This window comes from Bremerella cremea, assembly GCF_003335505.1.
GTDB classification, from domain to species: Bacteria; Planctomycetota; Planctomycetia; order Pirellulales; family Pirellulaceae; genus Bremerella; species Bremerella cremea_A.
On the sequence record NZ_QPEX01000011.1, the window covers coordinates 66,245 to 87,622 of the forward strand.

The 21,378-nt window shown below is 53.5% G+C and carries 19 protein-coding genes; 14 read left to right on the plus strand and 5 right to left on the minus strand.

Going from position 1 to position 21,378, the window contains the following annotated elements:
* The first annotated feature begins 257 nt into the window (after window positions 1–257).
* From DTL42_RS07480 to DTL42_RS26235, 9 genes are all read left to right on the plus strand, one after another.
* Complete coding sequence (locus DTL42_RS07480) at window positions 258–1,481, plus strand: DUF1444 family protein (RefSeq protein WP_114368097.1); 1,224 nt, start codon at window positions 258–260, stop codon at window positions 1,479–1,481.
* A gap of 133 nt (window positions 1,482–1,614) precedes the next feature.
* Window positions 1,615–3,897 (plus strand): tetratricopeptide repeat protein, encoded by a 2,283-nt coding sequence (locus tag DTL42_RS07485; RefSeq protein ID WP_114368098.1) that lies wholly within the window; start codon window positions 1,615–1,617, stop codon window positions 3,895–3,897.
* Between the two features lie 111 nt (window positions 3,898–4,008).
* Window positions 4,009–4,770, plus strand: coding sequence for a hypothetical protein (locus DTL42_RS07490; protein ID WP_114368099.1), 762 nt, complete (start codon window positions 4,009–4,011; stop codon window positions 4,768–4,770).
* Window positions 4,771–4,890: 120 nt separating this feature from the next.
* On the plus strand, window positions 4,891–5,487 hold the full coding sequence (locus DTL42_RS07495) for an anthranilate synthase component II (protein WP_114368100.1): 597 nt from the start codon (window positions 4,891–4,893) through the stop codon (window positions 5,485–5,487).
* A gap of 85 nt (window positions 5,488–5,572) precedes the next feature.
* Entirely contained in the window at window positions 5,573–6,784 is a 1,212-nt protein-coding gene (gene glp / locus DTL42_RS07500; RefSeq protein ID WP_114368101.1) for a gephyrin-like molybdotransferase Glp, read from the plus strand.
* A 117-nt stretch (window positions 6,785–6,901) separates the two neighbouring features.
* Complete coding sequence (locus tag DTL42_RS07505) at window positions 6,902–7,354, plus strand: ester cyclase (protein ID WP_114368102.1); 453 nt, start codon at window positions 6,902–6,904, stop codon at window positions 7,352–7,354.
* 116 nt (window positions 7,355–7,470) lie between these two features.
* Window positions 7,471–9,225 (plus strand): apolipoprotein N-acyltransferase, encoded by a 1,755-nt coding sequence (gene lnt / locus DTL42_RS07510; RefSeq protein ID WP_147274197.1) that lies wholly within the window; start codon window positions 7,471–7,473, stop codon window positions 9,223–9,225.
* 412 nt (window positions 9,226–9,637) lie between these two features.
* Complete coding sequence (locus DTL42_RS07515; RefSeq protein ID WP_114368104.1) at window positions 9,638–10,483, plus strand: hypothetical protein; 846 nt, start codon at window positions 9,638–9,640, stop codon at window positions 10,481–10,483.
* A complete protein-coding gene (locus DTL42_RS26235; protein WP_158545276.1) occupies window positions 10,461–10,619 on the plus strand; it encodes a hypothetical protein in 159 nt (52 codons plus the stop codon). The genes DTL42_RS07515 and DTL42_RS26235 overlap by 23 nt, the downstream gene beginning before the upstream one ends.
* Window positions 10,620–10,719: 100 nt before the next feature.
* On the opposite strand, the gene DTL42_RS07520 is transcribed toward DTL42_RS26235, so the two are convergent.
* From DTL42_RS07520 to DTL42_RS07535, 3 genes are all read right to left on the minus strand, one after another.
* Window positions 10,720–11,139 (minus strand): hypothetical protein, encoded by a 420-nt coding sequence (locus DTL42_RS07520; protein ID WP_114368105.1) that lies wholly within the window; start codon window positions 11,137–11,139, stop codon window positions 10,720–10,722.
* A 108-nt stretch (window positions 11,140–11,247) separates the two neighbouring features.
* Window positions 11,248–11,913 (minus strand): response regulator transcription factor, encoded by a 666-nt coding sequence (locus DTL42_RS07525; RefSeq protein WP_114368106.1) that lies wholly within the window; start codon window positions 11,911–11,913, stop codon window positions 11,248–11,250.
* An 858-nt stretch (window positions 11,914–12,771) separates the two neighbouring features.
* Window positions 12,772–14,652: a hypothetical protein gene (locus DTL42_RS07535; RefSeq protein ID WP_147274198.1), complete on the minus strand. Its 1,881-nt coding sequence runs from the start codon at window positions 14,650–14,652 to the stop codon at window positions 12,772–12,774.
* A 500-nt stretch (window positions 14,653–15,152) separates the two neighbouring features.
* Here DTL42_RS07535 and DTL42_RS07545 point away from each other — a divergent pair, with 500 nt between their 5' ends.
* From DTL42_RS07545 to DTL42_RS07555, 3 genes are all read left to right on the plus strand, one after another.
* Window positions 15,153–15,629, plus strand: a complete 477-nt coding sequence (locus DTL42_RS07545) for a hypothetical protein (RefSeq protein ID WP_114368110.1) — start codon at window positions 15,153–15,155, stop codon at window positions 15,627–15,629.
* Window positions 15,630–15,834: 205 nt separating this feature from the next.
* Window positions 15,835–16,650 carry a 3-keto-disaccharide hydrolase gene (locus tag DTL42_RS07550; RefSeq protein WP_114368111.1) on the plus strand — a complete coding sequence of 272 codons (816 nt, stop codon included), beginning with the start codon at window positions 15,835–15,837 and terminating at the stop codon, window positions 16,648–16,650.
* Window positions 16,651–16,671: 21 nt separating this feature from the next.
* Window positions 16,672–17,574, plus strand: a complete 903-nt coding sequence (locus DTL42_RS07555) for a diacylglycerol/lipid kinase family protein (RefSeq protein ID WP_114368112.1) — start codon at window positions 16,672–16,674, stop codon at window positions 17,572–17,574.
* Window positions 17,575–17,586: 12 nt separating this feature from the next.
* Here DTL42_RS07555 and DTL42_RS07560 read toward each other — a convergent pair whose 3' ends face one another.
* Window positions 17,587–18,339 (minus strand): dienelactone hydrolase family protein, encoded by a 753-nt coding sequence (locus tag DTL42_RS07560; RefSeq protein ID WP_199590080.1) that lies wholly within the window; start codon window positions 18,337–18,339, stop codon window positions 17,587–17,589.
* A 235-nt stretch (window positions 18,340–18,574) separates the two neighbouring features.
* Between DTL42_RS07560 and DTL42_RS07565 the strand changes: the two genes are divergently transcribed.
* Together DTL42_RS07565 and DTL42_RS07570 are read left to right on the plus strand one after the other, a co-directional pair.
* Window positions 18,575–19,315, plus strand: coding sequence for a hypothetical protein (locus DTL42_RS07565; protein ID WP_114368113.1), 741 nt, complete (start codon window positions 18,575–18,577; stop codon window positions 19,313–19,315).
* Window positions 19,316–19,334: 19 nt separating this feature from the next.
* Window positions 19,335–20,600, plus strand: a complete 1,266-nt coding sequence (locus tag DTL42_RS07570; protein ID WP_114368114.1) for a hypothetical protein — start codon at window positions 19,335–19,337, stop codon at window positions 20,598–20,600.
* Window positions 20,601–20,930: 330 nt separating this feature from the next.
* Here DTL42_RS07570 and DTL42_RS07575 read toward each other — a convergent pair whose 3' ends face one another.
* Window positions 20,931–21,275 (minus strand): RNA recognition motif domain-containing protein, encoded by a 345-nt coding sequence (locus DTL42_RS07575; protein ID WP_114368115.1) that lies wholly within the window; start codon window positions 21,273–21,275, stop codon window positions 20,931–20,933.
* Between the last annotated feature and the right edge of the window lie 103 nt (window positions 21,276–21,378).

A 21,378-nucleotide genomic window follows, 5' to 3' on the forward strand; every position in this document is an offset into this window, starting at 1 on the left:
CAAGAGGATCCGCTATTTGGCCGAGATAGCGATGAGTGCCATCCTATACGTTTTTTATCGTCAGATTCCCACGTAATTTTCTCAACAATACCCGAAAGATCGCTAGTTTACCAATTCCCCCGATTTGGCAAGGTCACTGGATCGTCGAGGGGAACTGGGATGATGGTATCATTTCAATTGTTCCCATCCACCTGGGGGATAAAATAAAATCAGGCGCACGCTGCTCGCGACTTTTTTTCCTTTTTGACGAGTGTGCCATGGATCTTATCCGGTACCTTTTCGGCTCCTCGAAACGAGACATTTTTGCCCAACGCTTACTACGCCAGGTTCAAGAAGCTGGCGAAACGCGCGAGGTTCGTTATGATCGCGATACCTATCAATTTCTTTTTTTCGATCAGGGAGAGCCGGCCGGTGTCACCAATCTGAACAACATCTTCGGCGAATACGATCGCCTGCCAGTCCACCAGCGTGATGCCTTTCTGACGAAGATTGCTCGGGCAATTCTATCCCACCATAAACCGATTCCCGAAGCTTTCGAAGATGCCCAGTGCGACATTCTGCCCATTGTCCGCAACCGTGCCTATCTGGAAATCGGCAACCTACAGCGTCGTTTGCAGGGTCAAAAGCCGATCTTTCACCAGCATGTCGAAATCGGCAGTCATCTGCTAGCCATGCCGGTTTACGATCTTCCCGAAACCACGCGAAGCATCGATCCCGAGTTGCTTAAGCAGTGGGGTCGCTCGCTGTACGAGTTGATGGAAACGGCATTGGAGAATCTTAACCAAGTCAAAACTACCATCACTACGCTGGACGAGCGGGTATTTTTATTTCGTAATCAAGACAATTACGATGCCTCGCGTTTACTGATGCTGGACCGCATTCGCAATCTGCCACTGCTTGGGCTGCCGGTAGCGATGGTACCGACGCGTGACTGCCTGCTGATTACCGGCGATGAAGACGACATCGGACTCCAACTGATGGTCGACCTCACGAAGCAGCATCAGCAAGATCCACGACCGATTAGTTCTACTGCTTGCCGCATGACCGGCGAAGGGTGGCAAACGTGGCTTCCTCCGGTGGGGCATCCCTTGCACCAAGCGATGCTGGAGTTGCATTTACAAGGGCTTTCTAACGAATACCACGAACAGCACGAGGCGATCGAAATTGCCTTGGCTCAGTCAGGCCGCAAAGGTTTTGTCGCGAATCACTACCTCTTTCGCGATTTAAATTCCCGCGAGCTGTACTCGTATTGTGTTTGGCCTGAGTGTCCCTACGCGTTGCTCCCCGAGACCGACATCATTGTGTTCATGGACCAGCATCACATGAAACCGCTCGCTAGTGGCCGATGGGATGTGGTTCAGGCAATCCTTGGTTCCAAAATCGAGAACCTAGAAACGTATCCACCACGTTATCGTGTGCTGAGCTTTCCGACCGCAGACGAGCTGAAGCAAATCGGTTCGCTACCACGTTTCTGTCTGTAAGTTTCCTGCGACTGCTAGCGGCGGGAAAATTGATCTTGGCCCAATCGAGTGGCTCGCTATACTTGTGCCGCCTTGAACTGTGCCCACATGGCAAGCAATTACGGGACCAGTGCGATTTGGCCGAGAGGGATACATGCGGATTCCGACTACTATCAAAGTAACGTTACCAACCATTCTGCTGTTCGCGCCATTGGGCTTGGCCAGTGCCGACCCGATTCGTCTGATGCTAGACGAAGCGGATCGCCCGATCCAAGAAGCAGTGTTAGCGCCCCCAGCAGAGCCAGCGAAAACGGCTGCGCCAGCCGTTCGGCGTCCTTTCTCCCTTTCGCTGTCGGCCGATGACGAACCCATTACCCCCAATGCTTCGTCGAAGGTTCGCCTCGTTTCGGGTGAATCGCCACCAACGCCTGACCACCCCTTAGATGTCCAGGTGATTTCTTCGCCGCCAATCCGAAATAGCCTGCGCGAAGCCCACGGCCCGTTGCGAGTTCGGCGTATTCATCAAGAAGAAGTCCAGGAATCCTTACCTTCGGTAGAAAAGCAAACCTCTTCCGACAAACCGATTCGCGCGATGGTCGTCGCTGATGAAGGTACGCCGAGCGCCACTTTGCATGATTCGCCGGCACCCCCCAGCGCTCGCTTTACGTTGAACACTCAACCGACAGCCGGCCAGCCAGAATCGTTTCCGCCAGCCTCTCCGCATGAGACCGCTCCACCTATCGAAGAACCGGGCTTGCCGATCGGGAACGTAATCCCTGGCCAGACGCCGCTTGCCCGCTTGGATCAAGAGTGGGGCGAACCGGCCAAGCAGCGCCGTATCGATCAAGACAAACGGGTTCGGTTGTACGAAAATCGACCTGGCTTTTCCCAAGTCGAAGTCGCCGTGGATGGCGAGAAGATTATCTCGCTACTGCTGATTCCAGCGCAGCCGATGTCTTTGGACGAAGTCGAAGACCAGTTCGGTCTGCGTCAGATCGATCCGGCAGACGTTCGCGATGCCACAGGCCGCAGCTTGGGTTGGATCTATCCCGAGAAAGGGATCATGCTTCCTCAGCCAGCCGATTCCAATTCGACCAAGATTGATCGCATCTTGGTTCAAGCGGTTTCGCCGGAAGGATTCCTGATTCGAGCCCGAGGCCGCTCTGCTTTGGTGTATCGCGATCGGTTGGAAGACTATCGCCAGGCCTTGGCGGTGGAACAACACAGTGCAGAAGCTTGGTACGAAACTTCCAAGATCTTAGAACAAATCGGTCGCACGGAAGAAGCCTTCGAGGCCTCGCGGCATGCGATCGCTGGTATCGGCGCTCAGCCAGAGCATCGCCTGCATCGTGGTCGCCTTTCAGCCACGCTGGGCAACGTTGACGCGGCGATTCAAAGCACCAAACAAATCGCGGAAGATCCGGCCGTCGCCAAACAAGTTCGTGCAGCGGCCTATTGCCAATGGGGCGACCTGCTGCAAATCGCTCGTCCAGAGAGTAACCAGGAAGCCGTTTCGCTGCATGTGAAAGCGATTGAAACGGCCTCCCCTTTGGTGAATGATCCGAATCGTGACATCCGCCGCGCCGCCAAGCAGGTTCTGATCGACGCGCATTTGTCGCTGGCCATGGATATTGCCACGGGTGATTGGGAAAAAAAGCCGGAAACCGTCAATCAGTGGCTTAATCGAGCCAAGATCTACGTCGACGATGTCATCACCAACGAAGAGGGGACCGAACTTCTACGTTTGAAACTACAAACCCAGTCGCTCGCGGCCCAAAGTTCCTTTCTCCATAAATTCGATCCTAGTGAAGGTGTCGACCAGATTGTGGGGAGCTATCGCGAGCTCGTTCGTAAGTCGGACGATCCATTCCTTCACCGGGCGATCGAATGGCAAGCCGGATTGGCGCTGGCCAAAGCGGTGACCGTCGAAAACGAGCGGGGGCGCTACCTCGAAGCACTCGCCTTGAGCGACCAAGCAAAAACCTATATCAAAGCTGGCCTCGTCGGACGCGATTTGAGCAAGGAAGATCATCTGCTGCTGGGAAATGTTTTCTTCCGAGCTGGGACGATCCAAGCTGTCCAGAAGGAAAACCACCACGCTGCCGCGGACTGGTACGACCTAGCCCTTCCTCACTTGACCGCACCCAGCCTCAAAACAGATTCGCCTGACATCCGCGGCGAAGCATTGGTGAGCATGGGCGTTTCCTACTGGACGATCGGGCATCGTCAGCGAGGGGTCGAACTGAGTGAACAAGGAAAATCGCTCATCGAGTCCGCGATCGCTCAAGATCCCAGCTTGAGGAAGAAATTGGTCGTTCCGCTTGATAATCTGGCCCAAATGTACCGCCAGTTGGGCGATACCCAACGTAGTGAGCAATACGTCGCTTCGTCGAAAGAGATTCAGCAAACCCTCGGCACCGGCCAGGTCCAACGATAAGGGTTGGTTTCCCTTAGCCATAGCGATATCGGGCGGCTTCTTTTATGATAGAAGTAGCGAGCGAAACCTCGCGCGCGTTGCGTTTCTCGAAATAGCCGCTGCGAGTTGGATATGGTTTTCGAGCATATCGAAAAGCTCAAACGAGAGTACACCGACAAGTACGTCGCCATCGCGAATATGGTGCCAGAACTCAAGCGATTTGAAGGTCGCACCGGAGTCGTTCGTACCGTGAACATGAGCGGTCGCGCTTTGGTGGAGTTTCTCGGGTCAAATGACATTTCGTGGTATGATATAGACGTCGACTTTCTGAAGATCGTCCCCCCGCCGGAACCGACTTCAGAGAAGAAGCCTGCTGAAAAAGCAGCTGCCGACAAGCCTGCGTCCCCGCAAACACCCGCCCAGAAAAAGCCAGCGACCAGCTCCGCCGATATCTTGGCGATGGCCCGTGGCAAGGCGAAACCCCAAGCTGCGAAAGCCGCCAAACCAGCCGATTCCAAGCCCAGCACGGCCGATATTTTGGCCTTGGCACGAGGGAAGGGGAGTGGGGCTCCGGCCGAAAAAGCTCCTCCCACAGAACCAAAAGACACGAAAACGCTTTCCACCGCCGAGAAACTTGCCCTGCTGCGTGGCGAAACCAAACCGCCGGCTGCCGAGGCAAAAAAGGAAGACGATCCTCCGCAAAAGCCAAGCACCGCCGATATCCTGGCCATGGCTCGCGGTAAGAAAGCTGCGGCTGAAAAGACCGAGAAAAAAGAAACTGCCCCCAAAAAGCCAAGTACAGCCGATATTCTCGCTATGGCACGGGGAAAGAAAAAGAAGCCCGAAGATAAACCGTCACCCGAGCCTGACGAGGAGAACCCTTCGCAGCCGTAAACCACCATGGAATCGCGTTTGCCAAGCGAACACAGGGGGAATCAATGTTGTCCCTGACAACGGTTTCCGAAAAACGATAGCCTGACCTCAATTTGATTTATTGCCCCGCTGAGCCCGCGCATGATCCTTTTGATCGACAACTACGACTCGTTCACTTATAACCTGGTCCAGCGCTTGGGCGAGATCGATCCGACGCTTGATTTGCAAGTGTATCGCAACGATCAAATCGACTGCGCGACGATCGAAAAGCTGAAACCAACCCACCTGATCGTTTCCCCCGGACCTTGCACGCCGAACGAAGCTGGTATTTCGGTCGAAGCCATCAAGTATTTTGCCGACAAATTACCTATATTGGGTGTTTGCCTGGGGCATCAATCGATGGGACAAGCGTTCGGTGGAACGATTGTTCGAGCTGAACGCCTGATGCACGGGAAAACGGACGAGATCTACCACGACAGCCAAGGCTTGTTCGCCGACATGCCTAACCCGTTTATTGCCACGCGCTATCATAGTCTGGTGATTAAGCCCGATACCTTACCCAGTGATTTCGAGGTCGCCGCTTGGAGCGTGATGCCCAATGGCGAGAAAGAAATCATGTCGATTCGCCACAAAACACTCCCCTTGCTTGGTCTACAGTTTCACCCGGAAAGTTTCCTTAGTGAAACGGGGACCGATATGTTGCGTCGCTTCCTTGAGATTCAACCAGTGTCAAGTTAAACCGTATTTATCAATACTTTGAACGCAGTTTCCAGGACAATCAGATCCGCCCCGTGCCCTGACTGCTGAACATGGGAGTCACATCATGCATTCCGTCGAAGAGGCTTTGGAACTGATCGGCAAGCATTCGTCCCCTCTGCCAGACTATGAATGTGATGCCGTCGAAGCCCTGGGCTCGGCCATGGCCGAAGACCTGACCAGCGAGCAAGATTCGCCCGCGTTCGACAAATCGATGATGGATGGCTACGCCGTCATCGCAGCCGACCTGGAAGATGGCCCAGCGAACTTGGAAGTCGTTGACGAGATCGCCGCCGGCGTGACCAGCGTGGAAGTGATCCGCCCTGGTACCTGCGCCCGCATTATGACCGGTGCCCCTATGCCTCCGGGGGCAGATGCCGTCGCATTGGTCGAACATACCCAAATCGACTCTGAAAATGTTCATCGAGTCATGATTACCGAGGCGGTAACGCCCGGTAAGAACGTTCTCAAGCGAGGCAGCCTCTTAAGCAAGGGGCAGGTTGTTCTCTCCGCCGGTTCGCGGATTCGCCCGATTGAAGTTGGTATTCTCTCTGACATGGCGAAAGGCCGGGTGACCGTTCATCGTTCTCCGTCGATTTCCATCATCAGCACCGGCGACGAACTGGTCAGTGCCCAAGAAGAGCCTATCTCTGGCCAAATTCGCAACAGCAACGGTCCCATGCTCGAGGCCATGGCCATCGAAGCAGGTGCTCAGGTGATCCAGCTTGGCATCGTCAAAGACAAACGCGAAGACTTAGCCGCCGCGATCTCAAAAGGGTTGGAGTCGGACATTCTGATTCTCTCTGGCGGTGTCTCTTCTGGCGTGCTCGATCTGGTTCCCGCGGAGCTAACCGCCCACGGCGTCGAGCAGATTTTTCATAAGGTCTGCATCAAGCCCGGCAAGCCGCTCTGGTTTGGCAAACGCGTTTCCGCAGGGAAGACTACGCTCGTGTTTGGTTTGCCTGGGAACCCGGTTAGTAGCCTGGTCTGTTTTCATCTGTTTGTGCGTTGTGCGTTGAACCAATTGCAAGGCCGTGCCGAGGAACCACTGCATGTGCCAGGTTTCCTTTTGACGCGTGATTTCGTCAATAATGGCGACCGGCCCGTCTATTTCCCGGCAATGGCCTGCCGGAAGGAAGGCGCCGGAGCAACACTTTCGCCGCTAAACTGGAAAGGGTCAGCCGACCTGGCCACCCTCGCCAAAGCCAATGCCTTGGCTATTTTCGCACCTAATTCCGAGTATGAAGCTGGCCAATTCATCTCGGCGATAATGATCTAGATCGCGAGCGTACCGGTTGGGAAATCACTTCTTCTGGGTTAAACTCCTCCTTAGATCGAGGGGCCTGGCCAGGTAAGCCCCGTTTTAATTTAGGGGCGCGAACATTCGGAAGAGGAAGTGAGTCAACTCTCGCGATTGGCAAGAACTTGGTTCGAAGAGGTTTGGAATCGTCGTAACGATGACGCTATTTTCGAACTCACGGCGGAAGATGCGATCGGCTACGCCGAGTCGGATGTTCGCTATTTCAGCATGCACGCTTTTAAAGAATTCCGCGACAACGTCTTGGCCGCCATGCCTGATTTGAAGATGGATATCGAGGCGATCATCGAACAGCCGCCTGATGTCGTGGTGCGATGGTTCCTGACCGGCACGCACACCGGACGAGGCTTTGGCTTCCAACCAACCCATAATCGGATTACCCTGCGCGGCATGACTTGGTTTCGGGTCAATCAAGACAACAAGCTGACCGAAGGGTGGGACTGCTGGAACCAAGGACGGATGTTACAAACTTTCATTGGCGGTGGACCTGGCATGCCACCGGATGACGAGACAGACGATTCCGATCGATAGCCCGCCGCGCAACTCGCTGAGTGTGACTTGCCAACGAATCGACCTAGGACGTTGGCCGAAAACTGCTTAGATTAGGGGCTTTCTGTTGCCCCGAACTCGTTGTGAGCCCAACCAGCGTGCCCCAGACTGAACCGCAGCCGAAGCCCATTTCCCCTGCGCTAACGTGGCGCGGCGTTCTTCTATTTGGCATGGCCAGCGCTTTGCTCTTGGCGCTGGCATTTCCTCAGGCCAACCTCACCCTGCTGGCCTGGGTTGCGCCGATTGGCTGGCTGATACTGATTCGAGCCGAAACGCTTCCGAAGCGGGCCTATTGGTTGATCTATCTTTCTGGCTGCCTTTTCTGGCTGACGGTGCTGTACGGCATTGGTAAGGCGCATTGGGCGACACGCGTGTTTGGTTGGCCAGTGCTTAGCGGCTACTTGGCCGTTTATCTGCCTCTGTTTGTTGGCCTCAGTCGTCCTATCGTACATCGCTTGAGAATCCCAATCCCGCTCGTTGCCCCCGTGGTGTGGACCGCGCTAGAGTACGTAAGAGCCTATTTTGCAACCGGGTTTTCGATGGCCCAATTGGGGCATACTCAAGTCGATATCCTCCCTCTCATTCAAATCGCTTCGATTACCGGGGCTTACGGAGTTAGCTTTTTAGTGATGTTGGTTGCATCACTGTTGTTGCTGCTGGTCCCACAGTGGGAAGCTGGCGTGGCAAATCGCGTAAAGCCCAAGTGGACCCACCAGGTGGCGTTCGTTGCGGCAGTGCTGCTTATCGTAGGCGGCTCGTATTTCAGCGGACAACATTGGCTGCAGGAAGGTGAGCGGCTCGATGCCGAGAATATCGCCCAACGCAGAGACTCAGGCCAAGCGGCCGTGCGGATCGGCTTGGTTCAAGGTTCCATCGATACTGTCTTCGGCGACCCAACCCAATCGGAGCGAACGTTTGATCAGTATTCGAAGTTAACCGATATGCTTGTGGCCGAGCAACCCAACCTCGATCTGATCGTCTGGCCCGAGACAACGATGGGGCCGCATATGGTTTTTGAAATCGCCAGCGACTTTGCTCCGCCTGCCGCTTGGAGCACTTCAGGCGAGCGTGTGAAGCAAGACATGCTGCAAAGAATCCACGGCTTCCAAGGATTTCTGCACGATTTAGCCGTCAATCGATGGCGAGCGCCCCTGTTGCTGGGGACGTCGGTCATTCGGTACGGCAACCAAGTGGTCGATCACTACAACGCCGCGATTCACGTGGGAGACGAGGGGAGCATTGTAACCCGCTACGAGAAGACGCATCCCGTCATGTTCGGCGAATACGTGCCGTTGGGCGACTGGTTCCCGTTTGTGTACGACTGGTTACCGATTGGTGGCGGCTTGACGCCTGGCCAAGGGCCGATTGTGGTGGATGTGTCAGGGGTAAATCTTGTTCCGTGCATTTGTTTCGAGAACACGGTTCCTCAACTTGTCGCCAACCAAGTTCGCACCATCACTCAAGCGGGAAAAAAAGTCGACGCGTTGGTAACCCTAACCAACGACGGTTGGTTTTGGGGGACCAGCATCTTGGACCTGCATTTGACGTGTGCCCGCTTTCGTGCCGTCGAAAACCACCGTCCGATGCTGGTCGCCGCCAACACCGGCGTCTCGGCCGTCATTGATGCTCAAGGCAAAGTTCAGCAGTACGCGCCCATTCAAAAGACGAGCTATTTGGTGGCGGAAGTCGTCCCGACCGCACGCCCCCTTTCTCCCTATACCCGTTACGGTGATTGGTTCGCCATGGGCTGCTTGCTGCTAACAGCCCCCCTCTATCTAGTGGCCCTATTTCTCAATAAGCGAATCAAACAGCCCAGCCCGCATGATCCGCAAAACATACCCATTCAGGGGTAATGAAACCGCAAATAGGTGGCAAAACGTTCGGCTATCCGGAATTCTGTGCGGGAAATCCGTCGTAAAACGTTATCGTCGTTTATATTAGAGTCAGAGGACATGGCGTTGACGCAACAAGGTTCCGATTTTGCAGCCATATTTCCTAGAACCCCCAAACTAATTTTCCCGATTTGTTGACACTGTTCAAACCCCAGAATTATACTGGCCCTAAATACTCACGCATCTTGTCCCTAATCACACATCCAGTACCTTTCGAGAGTGACCTCGGAAGAGCTGCTTTTCGGTTGTTGGATCCGTCAACCTGCATGGACGCGGCTTGCTTATCACACGTGGATTCTTCCACAGAAGCTGCGAGCGACGTGAAACCGATCCCGGCAAGGCCTTGGCGGAAGCCATTGAAGGAGTCAAATCCATGAAATTGATCGGAAATATCTTTACCTTCCTCATCCTAATCATGAGCTTGGTCTTCATGACCGTAGCGATGATGACGTACGCCACGCACAAGAACTGGCGAGCGGAAGTGAAAGGGGATGGCGCCGGTAAGGCTGGGCTCGAGAAGATGCTCAACGAGCTCAAAGCCCGGGAAACCGCTTTGCAGGATCAACTGCAAAAGGTGCAGATGAAGCTCAAACAGGAACGTGTCGCCCGTGCTTTTGCTTTGTCGGCTTTGGCTGCCCGTAACCAATTGCAGCAAGCCAACCTGGCCCGTCTCGATCAAGAGAACGAGCGTCTGGTTAAGTCAGAAGCCGACATGAAAACGCTGCTCGAAGTGGCGGAAAACAACTCCAAGAACCTGAAAGAAGAAGTTGCTCAACTTCGTACCGATATCAAGACTGCCCAAGCCGATCGTGACAAAAGCTTCGGTGAAGTGGTTGCCCTTACCGACAAAGTGCAGCAGTACAAGGTCGAGCAGGAACGCTTGAAAGAACGCGAAATGCAGATGGCCCAGCAAGTCGCCCGGATGGGTAAGGTGCTGGCCGCTAACGGGATGAATGAATTCACCCCGGTCGATAACATTCCACCACGTTTGGATGCCAAGGTCTTAGCCGTCAACGACAAAGACATGGTTGAGATCTCGGTGGGTGCCGACGATGGGATTCACGAAGGCAACACGCTCGATGTCTTCCGTGGCGATACCTATCTCGGCCGTATCATCATCAAGCAGACCCAGCCTGATCGTGCGGTTGGCGAAATTATCAGGGACTATCGCCGCGGCGTGATCAAGAAAGGTGACAATGTCTACACCAAGCTCGGATAAGTCAGGACGCAAGTCCCCGTTAAATATCTATACCGTTATGCTGATGTTGTCATTCATCGCACTGACAACCGGCTCGATCTTGTTGTTCATGGAGCTTCAACGCTACGGCAGTTGGCCTCAGTGGACCATCAAATAAGATCAGCTAGGCAGAACACGAGTCCATCAAGGCGAAGCTGCATGCTTCGCCTTTTTCGTTTCTTGCAAGTTCTTCAGACGTTCCCGAGAAACAATTTGCGTTACGCGATTGCCGAGCGATGGATTGCCCCAAGTTCACCGGCCAGACGGATGACTTCGCGGTGGCTGCTATAGTACAAGCGAGTCGGCAAAACCATGTTGATATGGTATTCGACCCAGACCCGATGCTGGTCTGCATCGAGATGGAGCACGATCCGTTGCCGGGCATATCGTTCCGGGCCTAGCAAAGTCGACCAAAGATTACCGCGCCAAAAGGTTAGTGGGGCGCGGGCAATTACCTGGGCATTGGTCGCTTCGTAGAAAGCAATCGCCAGGGGAACAACTTCGGCCATTTCCGGCACATAGAACTCATACCGGTCGACGAACCAACTTAACGTGATCCCACGAAAGATATCGGTAGCGATATAAGTCTCAGCCGTCTTTTCCGGCTGAGGAGAACGGAATGGATTGTCGTTTTCCATGAACGCACCCCAGGCAAAGCAATCTGGTCATTGCCTTTTATTGTAGTGCGATACGACAACCGCAGCATCTTTTGATACCAAACAACCGTCTTGATTACCTAACAAACTCTAACCGCTCTGTTTTGTTGGCTGTTCTTCTTGGCGATGTACTTGCGGCGTGGGGCTCCAGCCGGCTTCGAAGAGCATATCGAATAAATGCGCCTTCGATTCCACGCTCGTTTTACGGAAGATGCTTGATCGACGGAATTGAACCGTTCTTAAGCTCAATTGCAAGCGATCCGCAATCTCTTGATTGGTACGCCCTAGGAACATCAATTCCAGTACCTTCATCTCCTCGTGTGAGAGATCTTGTAGCAGCTGATTCGCTTCCAATCGGCGAAGATGCTTCTCGAAGGTTTGCTGGTTCTTTTCCAAGGCCAGACGAATCGCCTCGATCAATCGAGACGTATTACAAGGCTTCTGAAACAACTCGAATGCACCGAGTTTCATTGCCTGTACGGTCGTGGGAACATCGGCATGCGCTGATAAAAAGATTACGATCAGCGGATAACCGGCATGATTGATTCGACGATGGACTTCCAGCCCCGAGATACCCGGTAAACGGATATCTAAAACAACACAGCCTGGTTGAGATGCCTGGACTTGCTCCAGAAACTCTTCCCCAGAGCTATAAGTATAGGCGGTGAGCCCAACCGACCTAGCAAGCTGCAAAAGAGCTTCTCGCGCGGCTGGATCATCGTCGACGAAATGGACAATCGATAGTTCTGAAGTCATGGGATGCAAACTGCCTACCCGGAAAAACGGACATGCCTGTTTTACCTCTAGTCATGTTGCTGCCCTTGATTTAGTTCAAAACCAAGCTGAATTCTCGCTGCCCCTTGAAAGTGAATCATCTCATAAGATGGGTCACTATCCAGCAAGATCTTGGATCAGAACTTATTTGTATGTTTGGTCTTTGGCGGTCCAAACCAATAGCTGATTTTAGTTTGGCTCTGCGGATCGAACAGTGTCACAAAAACCTGATCATACTTTCTGCCAGTTTCTTCTTTCAAACCTTACATCGGATTCCGCAGCCAATGCCTCAAACAAAAGCTACGTCATACCTGTTTTACGAAGATAAATCTACACAACCTTGGTAATTTGGCGTATTTACTGCGCCTTGCCCGCAATACCCTACCTTTTCTCTGGCTAAAAATAGGGGCCTATGACAAATATAGGCTCTGAATCTGCTTCCGAAGAAGCGAATTAACTGATTATTGAGGCATTTTCTTGAAAACTATACCATTGCAATTTTTGCTCCAAACGGGCGATCTAATTCCCAAAATTGCGGATATCCTCCTCCCTCATCCGCATTATTACCTCAATTGTCAGGACATTTCTCTTACATAGCCAACGAAAAATAATTGTCGTCCGCGTTAATTACTCAAAATGATCGCGGTTAATTTCTGTTTCTTGATCACTAAGCTTCAAATCGAAAAAGGGACCAACGAGAGCATCGGAACTTCTGATGTCGTCGGTCTGAGAGAGATTCATTTGGGCGCGAAGAAACCAATAGCAGGTCGCCGCAGAATGCAGAAAGGCCCCAAACTTGAAGTTTGGGGCCTTTAGGTTGTTTAGAGATCAAACAAACGCCTACGGCAGTTGGTTCTCGTCGCGATCTTCTGGCAGACGAACGAGCATCCACGTTTCGTCTCGCTGCGTTCCGTAATGCACCAGCACCGAAGACGCTTCTTGCGACAGATTGTAGATGCCTGTCTCCATCACGGTGGAAGACGTTTCTCCAATCATCCAAGCCACACGTTGGGTGGCCGGATCGACCTTCCCCCAAATCGGTAACGAGTTGCCCGTCGTAGCGTTGTAGTAGGTGCCGGCGATCAAGCCGTCCTTGTCGACAGCCAATTGCAGATAGATACTCCCATCGCCAGTCTCGGTGTCGGTCAGGACGAACACTCCCAGCGGTAACCAATCTTCCGGGCTTCCGTTTCCTTGTATCGGCGGGCGGCTTTGCAGTTGCTGTCGCCCTTCATTCGCCAACGCGATGGCTTGCAATGCGTACTGCTCGCGAGTTGCGATCGGCTCGTCTTGCACATAGATATACTGCGTGTCGTAGACAACCGTCGTTCCGTAGTCGTAGTACACCGGATAGGTCGGATAGCTACCCCAGAAACCGCACGTGCTTAGCCGATAAGGGGATCCCCACGACCACCAGTAACCAGGACGTGGCGTGTACGTGAAGAAGAACCAATTGTTGAGGTAGCGATTGTTTGGCCGCCAGTTGTTGTTCCAACCGTAGTGGAAGTGACGATAGCTGTTGTTGCGGACATTCGACGCGTGACGGTACCAGTTATTGGGTACGTGATGCCAATCGTTCTTACCCCAACGCCCGTCCCAATTCCGGTCGAACTTACCGTTGGGATGGCGATCGTAGTGCCCACCGTGATCGCGATTGTGCTTTTCGGCGGTAACCAATTGATTGCGAATCTTGTCGCGATCGAGCGAACCCCGACGCTGCACTTCTTGCAAGTTTTCGCGGAATTTGGGGTCTCGTTGAGATCGATCACGCCAATCGAAATCAGGGCGTACGTTTGGCTTGCGATTGCCTAATTGGTTGTTGTCTGGGCGATTCCCATTAGGTCGATTTGCCCCAGGTCGGTCTCCTATCGGAGGCCGCTTGCTGAAATCGGGGCGGTCACGATTTTCCATATCAGGACGTCTTGGCGAATTATCGCGTTCGGCCTGTGGGCCTCGATTACGGTCCGATGGTTTCGGAAGTTTGCTGTCTTGACCACGGTTCAAGTCACGCAGTCGATTGCGAATGTCATCCATGTTGCCAGGTTGAAATCGATTATTGGACGGCCCACGCGGGTTTTCTCGCATGTCGCGCAATCGATCTTGAAGTGAAGGAGTCGCCCCTTTGTCCGGACGACCTGGAGTTTGTCCTCGACCAGCATCGGGACGATTCCGATCGGCTGGTTGATTGCGTTGAAAAACGTCACGCACATCCTTGGGCATTTGACGATCGCCGTTACCAGGCCGCGATCGATTGTTGTCTCGATTAAAGTCGGGACGATTGACCTGAATGCGTTCAGGCTTGGCGTTCGGTCGATCTGGGCGATTGGGTACGTTTAACCCGGGATTGCCTCGCTTTGCATTTGATTCAATCCGCTGACGCATACCATCGAACGAGGCAGGAGTACGCGAAGGCTTCGTATTTCGACTTGGCCCTTGTACTTCACCACGGCTTGGTCGTGAAAAAGGTTGGCTGGGACGGGCACCAGGAGCTTGTTTTGCTCGGGGTGAAGCAGATGGCTGAGGCTTAGGAGCCGACCGGCCACGATCTTGGTTAGCACTCGGCGACGGACGCGAACGTTCAGAGCGGCCTTGGCTGCGGTGCTCTGATCGCTGCGATTCACCTTTCGATTTTCCTTTGTCTTTACCTTGAGCTTCAGCAAACGATGGAAGCCCAATCAGACAGATCAGCAGACCTGTCAGCCATAACGAGCGGGGGGGCATTGCGATACTCCTTATTTTGTATCTTCAACCTTAACGGTTCTCTTATCTACTTCTCGCAAACATCGCGCTGATCAAGCGAAATGAAACGCGCCAAATGGCAGAGCATTCGGAGTTGATTAAGGTTACGCATGCTTTATGCCAACCACGCAGCCGGTGACGCCAAAGCCCTCAATTGCAGCAAAACAGGCTAATTGCAACGCTTATCCGGGTTATCTTCCGGTAGGGAGGCTGATGAAGAAGGTCATTTTGATAACAACTATTTCAAAATGAGTCGCTTTATTCCCGTCCGCAACTTCTTTCGCAAACTGAGTTTCTCTTCGTTCAGCTTGACCGCCAAGTGACCAACCGTGTCCTAGACTTTAGGAGAATCTTTTCAGAATGTGACCTTGGCATCGATTTTGCCTTGTTCTTTGACTGGCCTATGAAACAATGACTTTGTTTTGTTGATGGGCTGACCAGAAGACAAAATCAACTTATCAACACGAGAAGGGGGGATCTATATGTTTCGAAGTCTTTTGATTGCTGGGGCGGTCCTAGTTGCGCCGCTATTCACCACGACGTTTGCCCAGGCCCAAGTCGTGACAACGGTGGCGCCTCCGATTGCGGTTGGCTATGTGCCAGTTCGTACGGGGCTGTTCGGGCTTCGAACGACCATGAAACCTGTGCTCGTCCCCGGAGCGGTGACCACCTATGTGGAAAACCCGGTAGTGACAACGAACTACCTTCCCACAACCACTTATTACCAACCGGAAGTGACCACCTACTACCAGCCGGAAGAAACCACGACCTACTACGCTCCGCCGGTGGTTAACACCACTTACTACGAGCCGCTCAATGCTCAACCAGCCCCTTTGGCGCCGGTGACGACCTCTTATTACCAACCGGCGCCTGCCAATACGTACTACCGCAAGACGTACTGGTACAGCACTCCGGCTCCAGTGCCGCGATCTGTTGGCATGCCGATTATTGGGTACTAGTGCCCACCCTGAAATAAGAATTTCCTGGGAACTGCCCTCCATTTGGTGGGCAGTTTTCATAGGCTGAAATCGCGGCTACCGACTTCAGGGCTCTTTTCCGGTCGACTACACTGGAAGGACTTCTCATCGGCTGCGGTGAGGTTTGGCTCAATTATCTATTACCGCCCCCTTAGCGGTTTTCCGCTCAACCAGGAGATTCCCCCTCATGAAATTGCATCGCTTGTTCAGTTTTGCCTTGCTGCTCGCCCTTGCGAGTGTTGGTTCCCTTCGCGCTGAAGAAAACGAAGCCCAAGACTCTGGCAAGGAAGGGGAGTGGATCCAATTGTTCAACGGTAAAGACCTGACCGGCTGGACACCCAAAATCCGCTACCACGAACTTGGCGAAGACCCGAACAATACCTTCCGCGTGGAAGACGGTTTACTGACCGTTTCGTACGACAAGGGTTACGACAAGTTCAACGAAACGTTCGGACACCTTTTCTACGAGAAGCCGTTTAGCAACTATCGCATGCGGGTTGAATACCGTTTTCTCGATGGTCAATGCCCTGGCGGTCCTGGCTGGGCGTATCGTAACAGCGGGGTGATGATCCATGGCGAAGATCCTAAGACCATGGGCAAAGATCAAGACTTCCCTGCTTCGATTGAAGTCCAGATTTTGGGTGGCAACGGCAAAGACAACCGCACCACCAGCAACCTTTGCACACCAGGCACCAACGTGGTGATGGATGGCAAATTGTTCAAGCCCCACTGCACCAGCAGCACTTCCAAAACGTATCATGGCGATCAATGGGTGACCGCTGAAATCGAAGTCCATGGCAACGGAACCATCAAGCACATCTTAGATGGCAAAGTGGTTCTCGAATACGAAAAGCCCCAACTCGATCCGAGCGATGCCCACTCGAAGGAACTGATTGAGAAAGCTGGCGGCGAGTTGATGCTCTCTGGTGGTACCATCTCGTTGCAATCGGAAAGCCATCCGATTCAGTTCCGTAAAGTTGAAATTATGCCCCTGGACGAATAGTCCTAATAGCGAACGGATTCGATGAAAACCTTCACGCTCTTCAATGGTCGCTCTGGCGGTGCCCAATCTGTTGGTCCGCAAGTTGAAAAGCTCGCAGAGCGTGATTCGACCACTTGGATCCGCCTCGACGATCTTCCTGAAGAGGAATTGGTCGCGCGGATCGAGCGGGAGAAACCAGATCGTGTGATCCTGGTAGGTGGAGATGGCACGATTTCCAAATCGCTCGGTTTGCTGGCCGCGCCGAGCGAACTTCAGTTCGGAATCGTGCCGACCGGTACCGGCAACGACTTGGCTCGTTCGCTGGCAATTCCGCTTGACGATGTCGAAGCAGCGTGGAACCTGGCGATCGGTGGAGAGGCCCGTCCGATGGATTTGCTGGAAACGTCGGTCGCAGAGCCGAAGCTGCTAATCAACGCCGTCACAGCAGGTATTGGCGGTGTGGTCGCCCGCGAGATTGCATCCGATAGCAAGCAAACCTACGGGGCGTTTGCGTATTGGCTGCAAGCGTTATCGGTGCTTTCCGATCCGCCCGTGTTTCAAATTCGTATGCGCCTAGACGAGCACCAGGTCATTGAACAAGACGTCTACGCGTTCTGCATTGCGAATGGTCGGTGTGCTGGCGGAGGTTTTGTGATCGCTCCGACAGCGAAGTTAGACGACCATAAACTTCACGTCACCATTTTGCCAGCTCTTTCGATGGTCGAAATGTTCGACGCCGGGCTGAACTTCGTGTTGACGAACGAAGACGTGGAAGAGCGAATCGTAACGTACGAAGCGGAAACGGTCGAATTCCATTCGTCGCCGGAAATTCCTTGCAGCCTTGATGGCGAGCAAGGAACGCATAGCCAGATGAAGTTTCGCATCATCCCGGCCGCGCGAAGGGTGGTCGGCGGCCCGGACGCTGCGTTTAGCGATCATTCGTAGTATTAAACAAGCCTACTGCTTGTCGGCTTCCATCTTTTTACGCATCTTCAATTCGTGCGCCAGAAGCCATTCGTACAGCTCTTCGTTGTCGTACGTTTCCGTCCAGCTATCGTGGCCGGCTTCGGGATAGGTCGTCAGTTTGGGATCGCCTCCCTTTTCTTTCAACAGGCGAACCATCTTCTCCGAGTGATCGACATTCACGACCGAATCTTTGCCGCCATGAAAGACCCAAGTCGGGATCGTGACAATCTTCTCGACAATCGTTTCGTCTGAAGGTCCACAAATCGGGGCGATGGCAGCCAGCTTGTCAGGCACAGCCCCGGCAACTTGCCACGTCCCACGACCACCCATGCTTAGCCCGGTCACGTAGACGCGGTTATCGTCGACATTATGAATCTGCATAATGTGATCCAACAGCGCGACCACGTCCTCGGTCTTCCACCAGGTTCCCTTCGGACATTGGGGCGAAATGATAATGAAGGGGAAGTCCTTACCATTTTCGATCAGCTTCGGCGGGCCATGTTTTTTGACCAAGCTCAGATCGTCTCCTCGTTCGCCGGCGCCGTGCATAAAGAGCATCAATGGCCAATGTTCTTTTTCTTCGTAGCCCTTGGGAAGGTACAGCAGGAACTTCATTTCCCGGCCGTCTCCCAGATCAAAAGTTTCTTCCGATTGCCGGGCCGGTTCTTTTTCTTCGGCAGCTGAAAGCGTTGGAACTGCGGTACACAAACATAGTGACACGCCGAGTGCGAGCAGGTATTTCATAGAAAATCCTTGTAAGATGGGATAGCAAATGTGGTTCTCTATTCTACTTCACCTAATCGGCCCATTGCCACGCGGCTTTGGCGAAAGCTTTGCCAGTTCGAATTGGCTTTGCTACAACGAAGCTTTATTGACGTTTGTGCCAACAATCGATAGAGGCTGCCCCTAAGGATGCTTCGTCCAGTTGAGATTCCGTCCGCAGACTTCCATAGCTTCCAAGCCCTGAAATTGAGTTCCTATGTCGCACAGCTATGCCATTCTGCGTGAAGCCGATTGCCAGATCGAACCGGCTCAGGTCGCTTCCATCTTGGCTCCTTTGTTGGGCATGGCACAGGTTGAAGTGCGTCAAGCGCTACACGATCGCCCCGGAATGCTGGCCTGGGATTTGCCGCTCGAGGTCGCTCGGGAAGGTGCCCAAGGATTAATTTTGGCTGGCATGCCATGTCGCGCCGTCCGCGACGATCACCTGATTGCTGTGCCTGAGGTTCCTCGGAACACGATTCGCTCGGCGGTCTTCGAGGGAGAACACTTCGTCTTTCGCTCGGCAGAATGGGAAGGGCATGTGCCGTGGGAGAACATTCGGTTGCTAGATATCGTACAAGAGGTGAAAGCCGCTACTGAACTGATTGGCGACGTCCCCAGCCATCTCGGTTCCGACCCCCGCTCGAACCAACGCCACGTCCGCCGCACGAAAATTGATGTCAGCGTGTTCCTTGAGATTATCTGTACCGATCCTGTTTTGCGGATGCGAATTGATCGCAGTTTGTTCAACTACAAATCGACCGGCCTGACCATGCACACCAACCGCGAGAAGAACTTCCGTGCACTGTGCATCGCGCTGAACCTGCGCTGCCCCGCCGCGCTGATGGGTCCTGGTTTCCACTGGATTGCCAACGGCAACAACTCGCATCACGCCTCAGGCAATACCCGCAAGAAATTCGAGAACTTCGCCACGTGGCTTTTGACGGTTGAAGCGTAACCAGCAGAAAGACCATTTCATGCATGCCCTGCTGAGCCGGTTAGCGATCCTCAAGATGCTGCACTGGGTTACCTGGTGCGTGCTGCTGGTGACGACGCTCGTCTTAGTGTTCATCATAGTGCCAGGCGATCTCGTGCAGTACAGCCAAATTCCTTGGCCGACTCCCTGGGAGCAGCAGTGCGAGAAACTTCGCCTAGCTACCAACGAAATGGCCTACGCTTTCGACCCGCGCGATCGCCAGCTAGTCGCGATGGGGACAACGCGTGTTTCTACCAAAGTTTACCAGCATGGCTGGCCCAGCCCGTTTTTGGCGCGGGCCTTGGCTTTCAAGGTCGATACGTCCGGCCAGGTGAATCGCACTCAATCCGAACCGCTCATTCGGTTTAAGAGTTCGTTCTCGCAATGGGGCGGATCGCTGCACCATGATGTATCGTGGAGCAACTACGACAACTGGCCGTTCGAGATCGATGGTTGGCTGATTCTCCCTTGGTCGCTTCTGCTGGACGTTGCTGTGGCGACTGCGATATTGGCTGTTGTCGGAGGGCTAACCGAGTGGCGACTTCGCCGCAATGGAGGTCTCTTTCGGTTTCACTTGGCCGATCTCTTGGGTGGTCTTACATTGATTGGCGTAATATTGGGCTTCTATGTTTATCACGCTAACCTTCAACGAATAGAACACTTGGGCGAAGAGTACTCTTTCGTTCCCACTTACAACATCGAAGGAAGCTTCCATGCCGGCGTCCGATACGTAGGCCCTGTGTGGATGCGGAAGCTGGCCGGAAACCAATACTTCCTGCCGCTCCTACATCATGTCGATTCGGTCGCGGTTCGCGCCGACGAGAATTGGAATTCGATCTACAGCGAGCTTCCCAAGTTTACCTACCTGACGAGTCTGGATGCCCGGCACCAGTTGCCTTTGAAAGCTTTAGATCTTGTGGAACAGTGCCCGAGTCTAAAACATTTTGCGCTGCCCAATCTCGATCGGGACTCGCCGACTCCGCTCTCTCAGCAGGGAGAACCGTTGTTTCAGATCGAAGACTTGGCCCGGCTGGAGAAGTTGAACTTGATATCGATCCGGCTCCGTGGCGATGCCTATTTTGCCGAGCAAATCGAATTGGTTGCGACGTTTCCGACGCTTCAGCAAATCACCTTGGAGGGGGCCGCCGCTTCGCAAGAAGAGATCGAGAAGATTAAGCGCGATCATCCTGATATCGAATTCATTGTCCTGCCTAGCCCGCGGGTTTGGCTGTATCCTCCGCCAACTCCTGCGACCCCCATCCGATGACATTCCGAGGAAAATCGGGGTGCCGCGTCTATCGGTTCATCCGCAATCATTGCCGCGTCACCTTTCCTTGCCGTTTCTGATCATGGCTAGCCTTTTCCCTTTTTGGCACGCGCAGTGGCGCACACCATTGCTTGGGACAGAGGTAGCCTAGATGGACAAAATCTCTTGATGCCACTACGCCAGCTAGGCCATTTCCGGCCAATGAGTCGGTATGTAATCCGATGGTGAGTATTTCGATCAGATCTGTTGCAGGCAAACTAAAAAAAGCGACCCGAGAGAAAAGCTCTCTCGGGTCGCTTCATTGAATTGGGTTTCGCTGGGCGTCGTGAATTAACGACCGCCGCGATATCCACCGCGGTCGCCACGATCGCCACCGCGACCGCCGCGATCACCACCACGACCGCCACCGCCGCCACCAGGACGACCTTCGCGTTCGCGGGCTTCGTTCACGACCAACTTGCGGCCGTCGATGTCGTAACCATTCAGAGCGTCGATCGCCGCTGAGGCATCGGAGTCTGAATCCATTTCCACGAAACCGAAGCCACGCGATCGGCCAGTTTCGCGATCGGAAATGACGCTTACATAAGCGACATTACCATACTGGGAAAAGAGGTTTTCCAAGTCGGTACCGGTGTAGCTGTAGGGAAGGTTCCCCACATACAGTTTCTTCTTCACGGATCGTAAACCTACTAGCAAGAGAGACAGAAAATCGGAAACGATCGATTCGCCCGATCAAGCGTCGCACCCTTACCCCCGGTAAGGGCTCGGTGCGTCATTC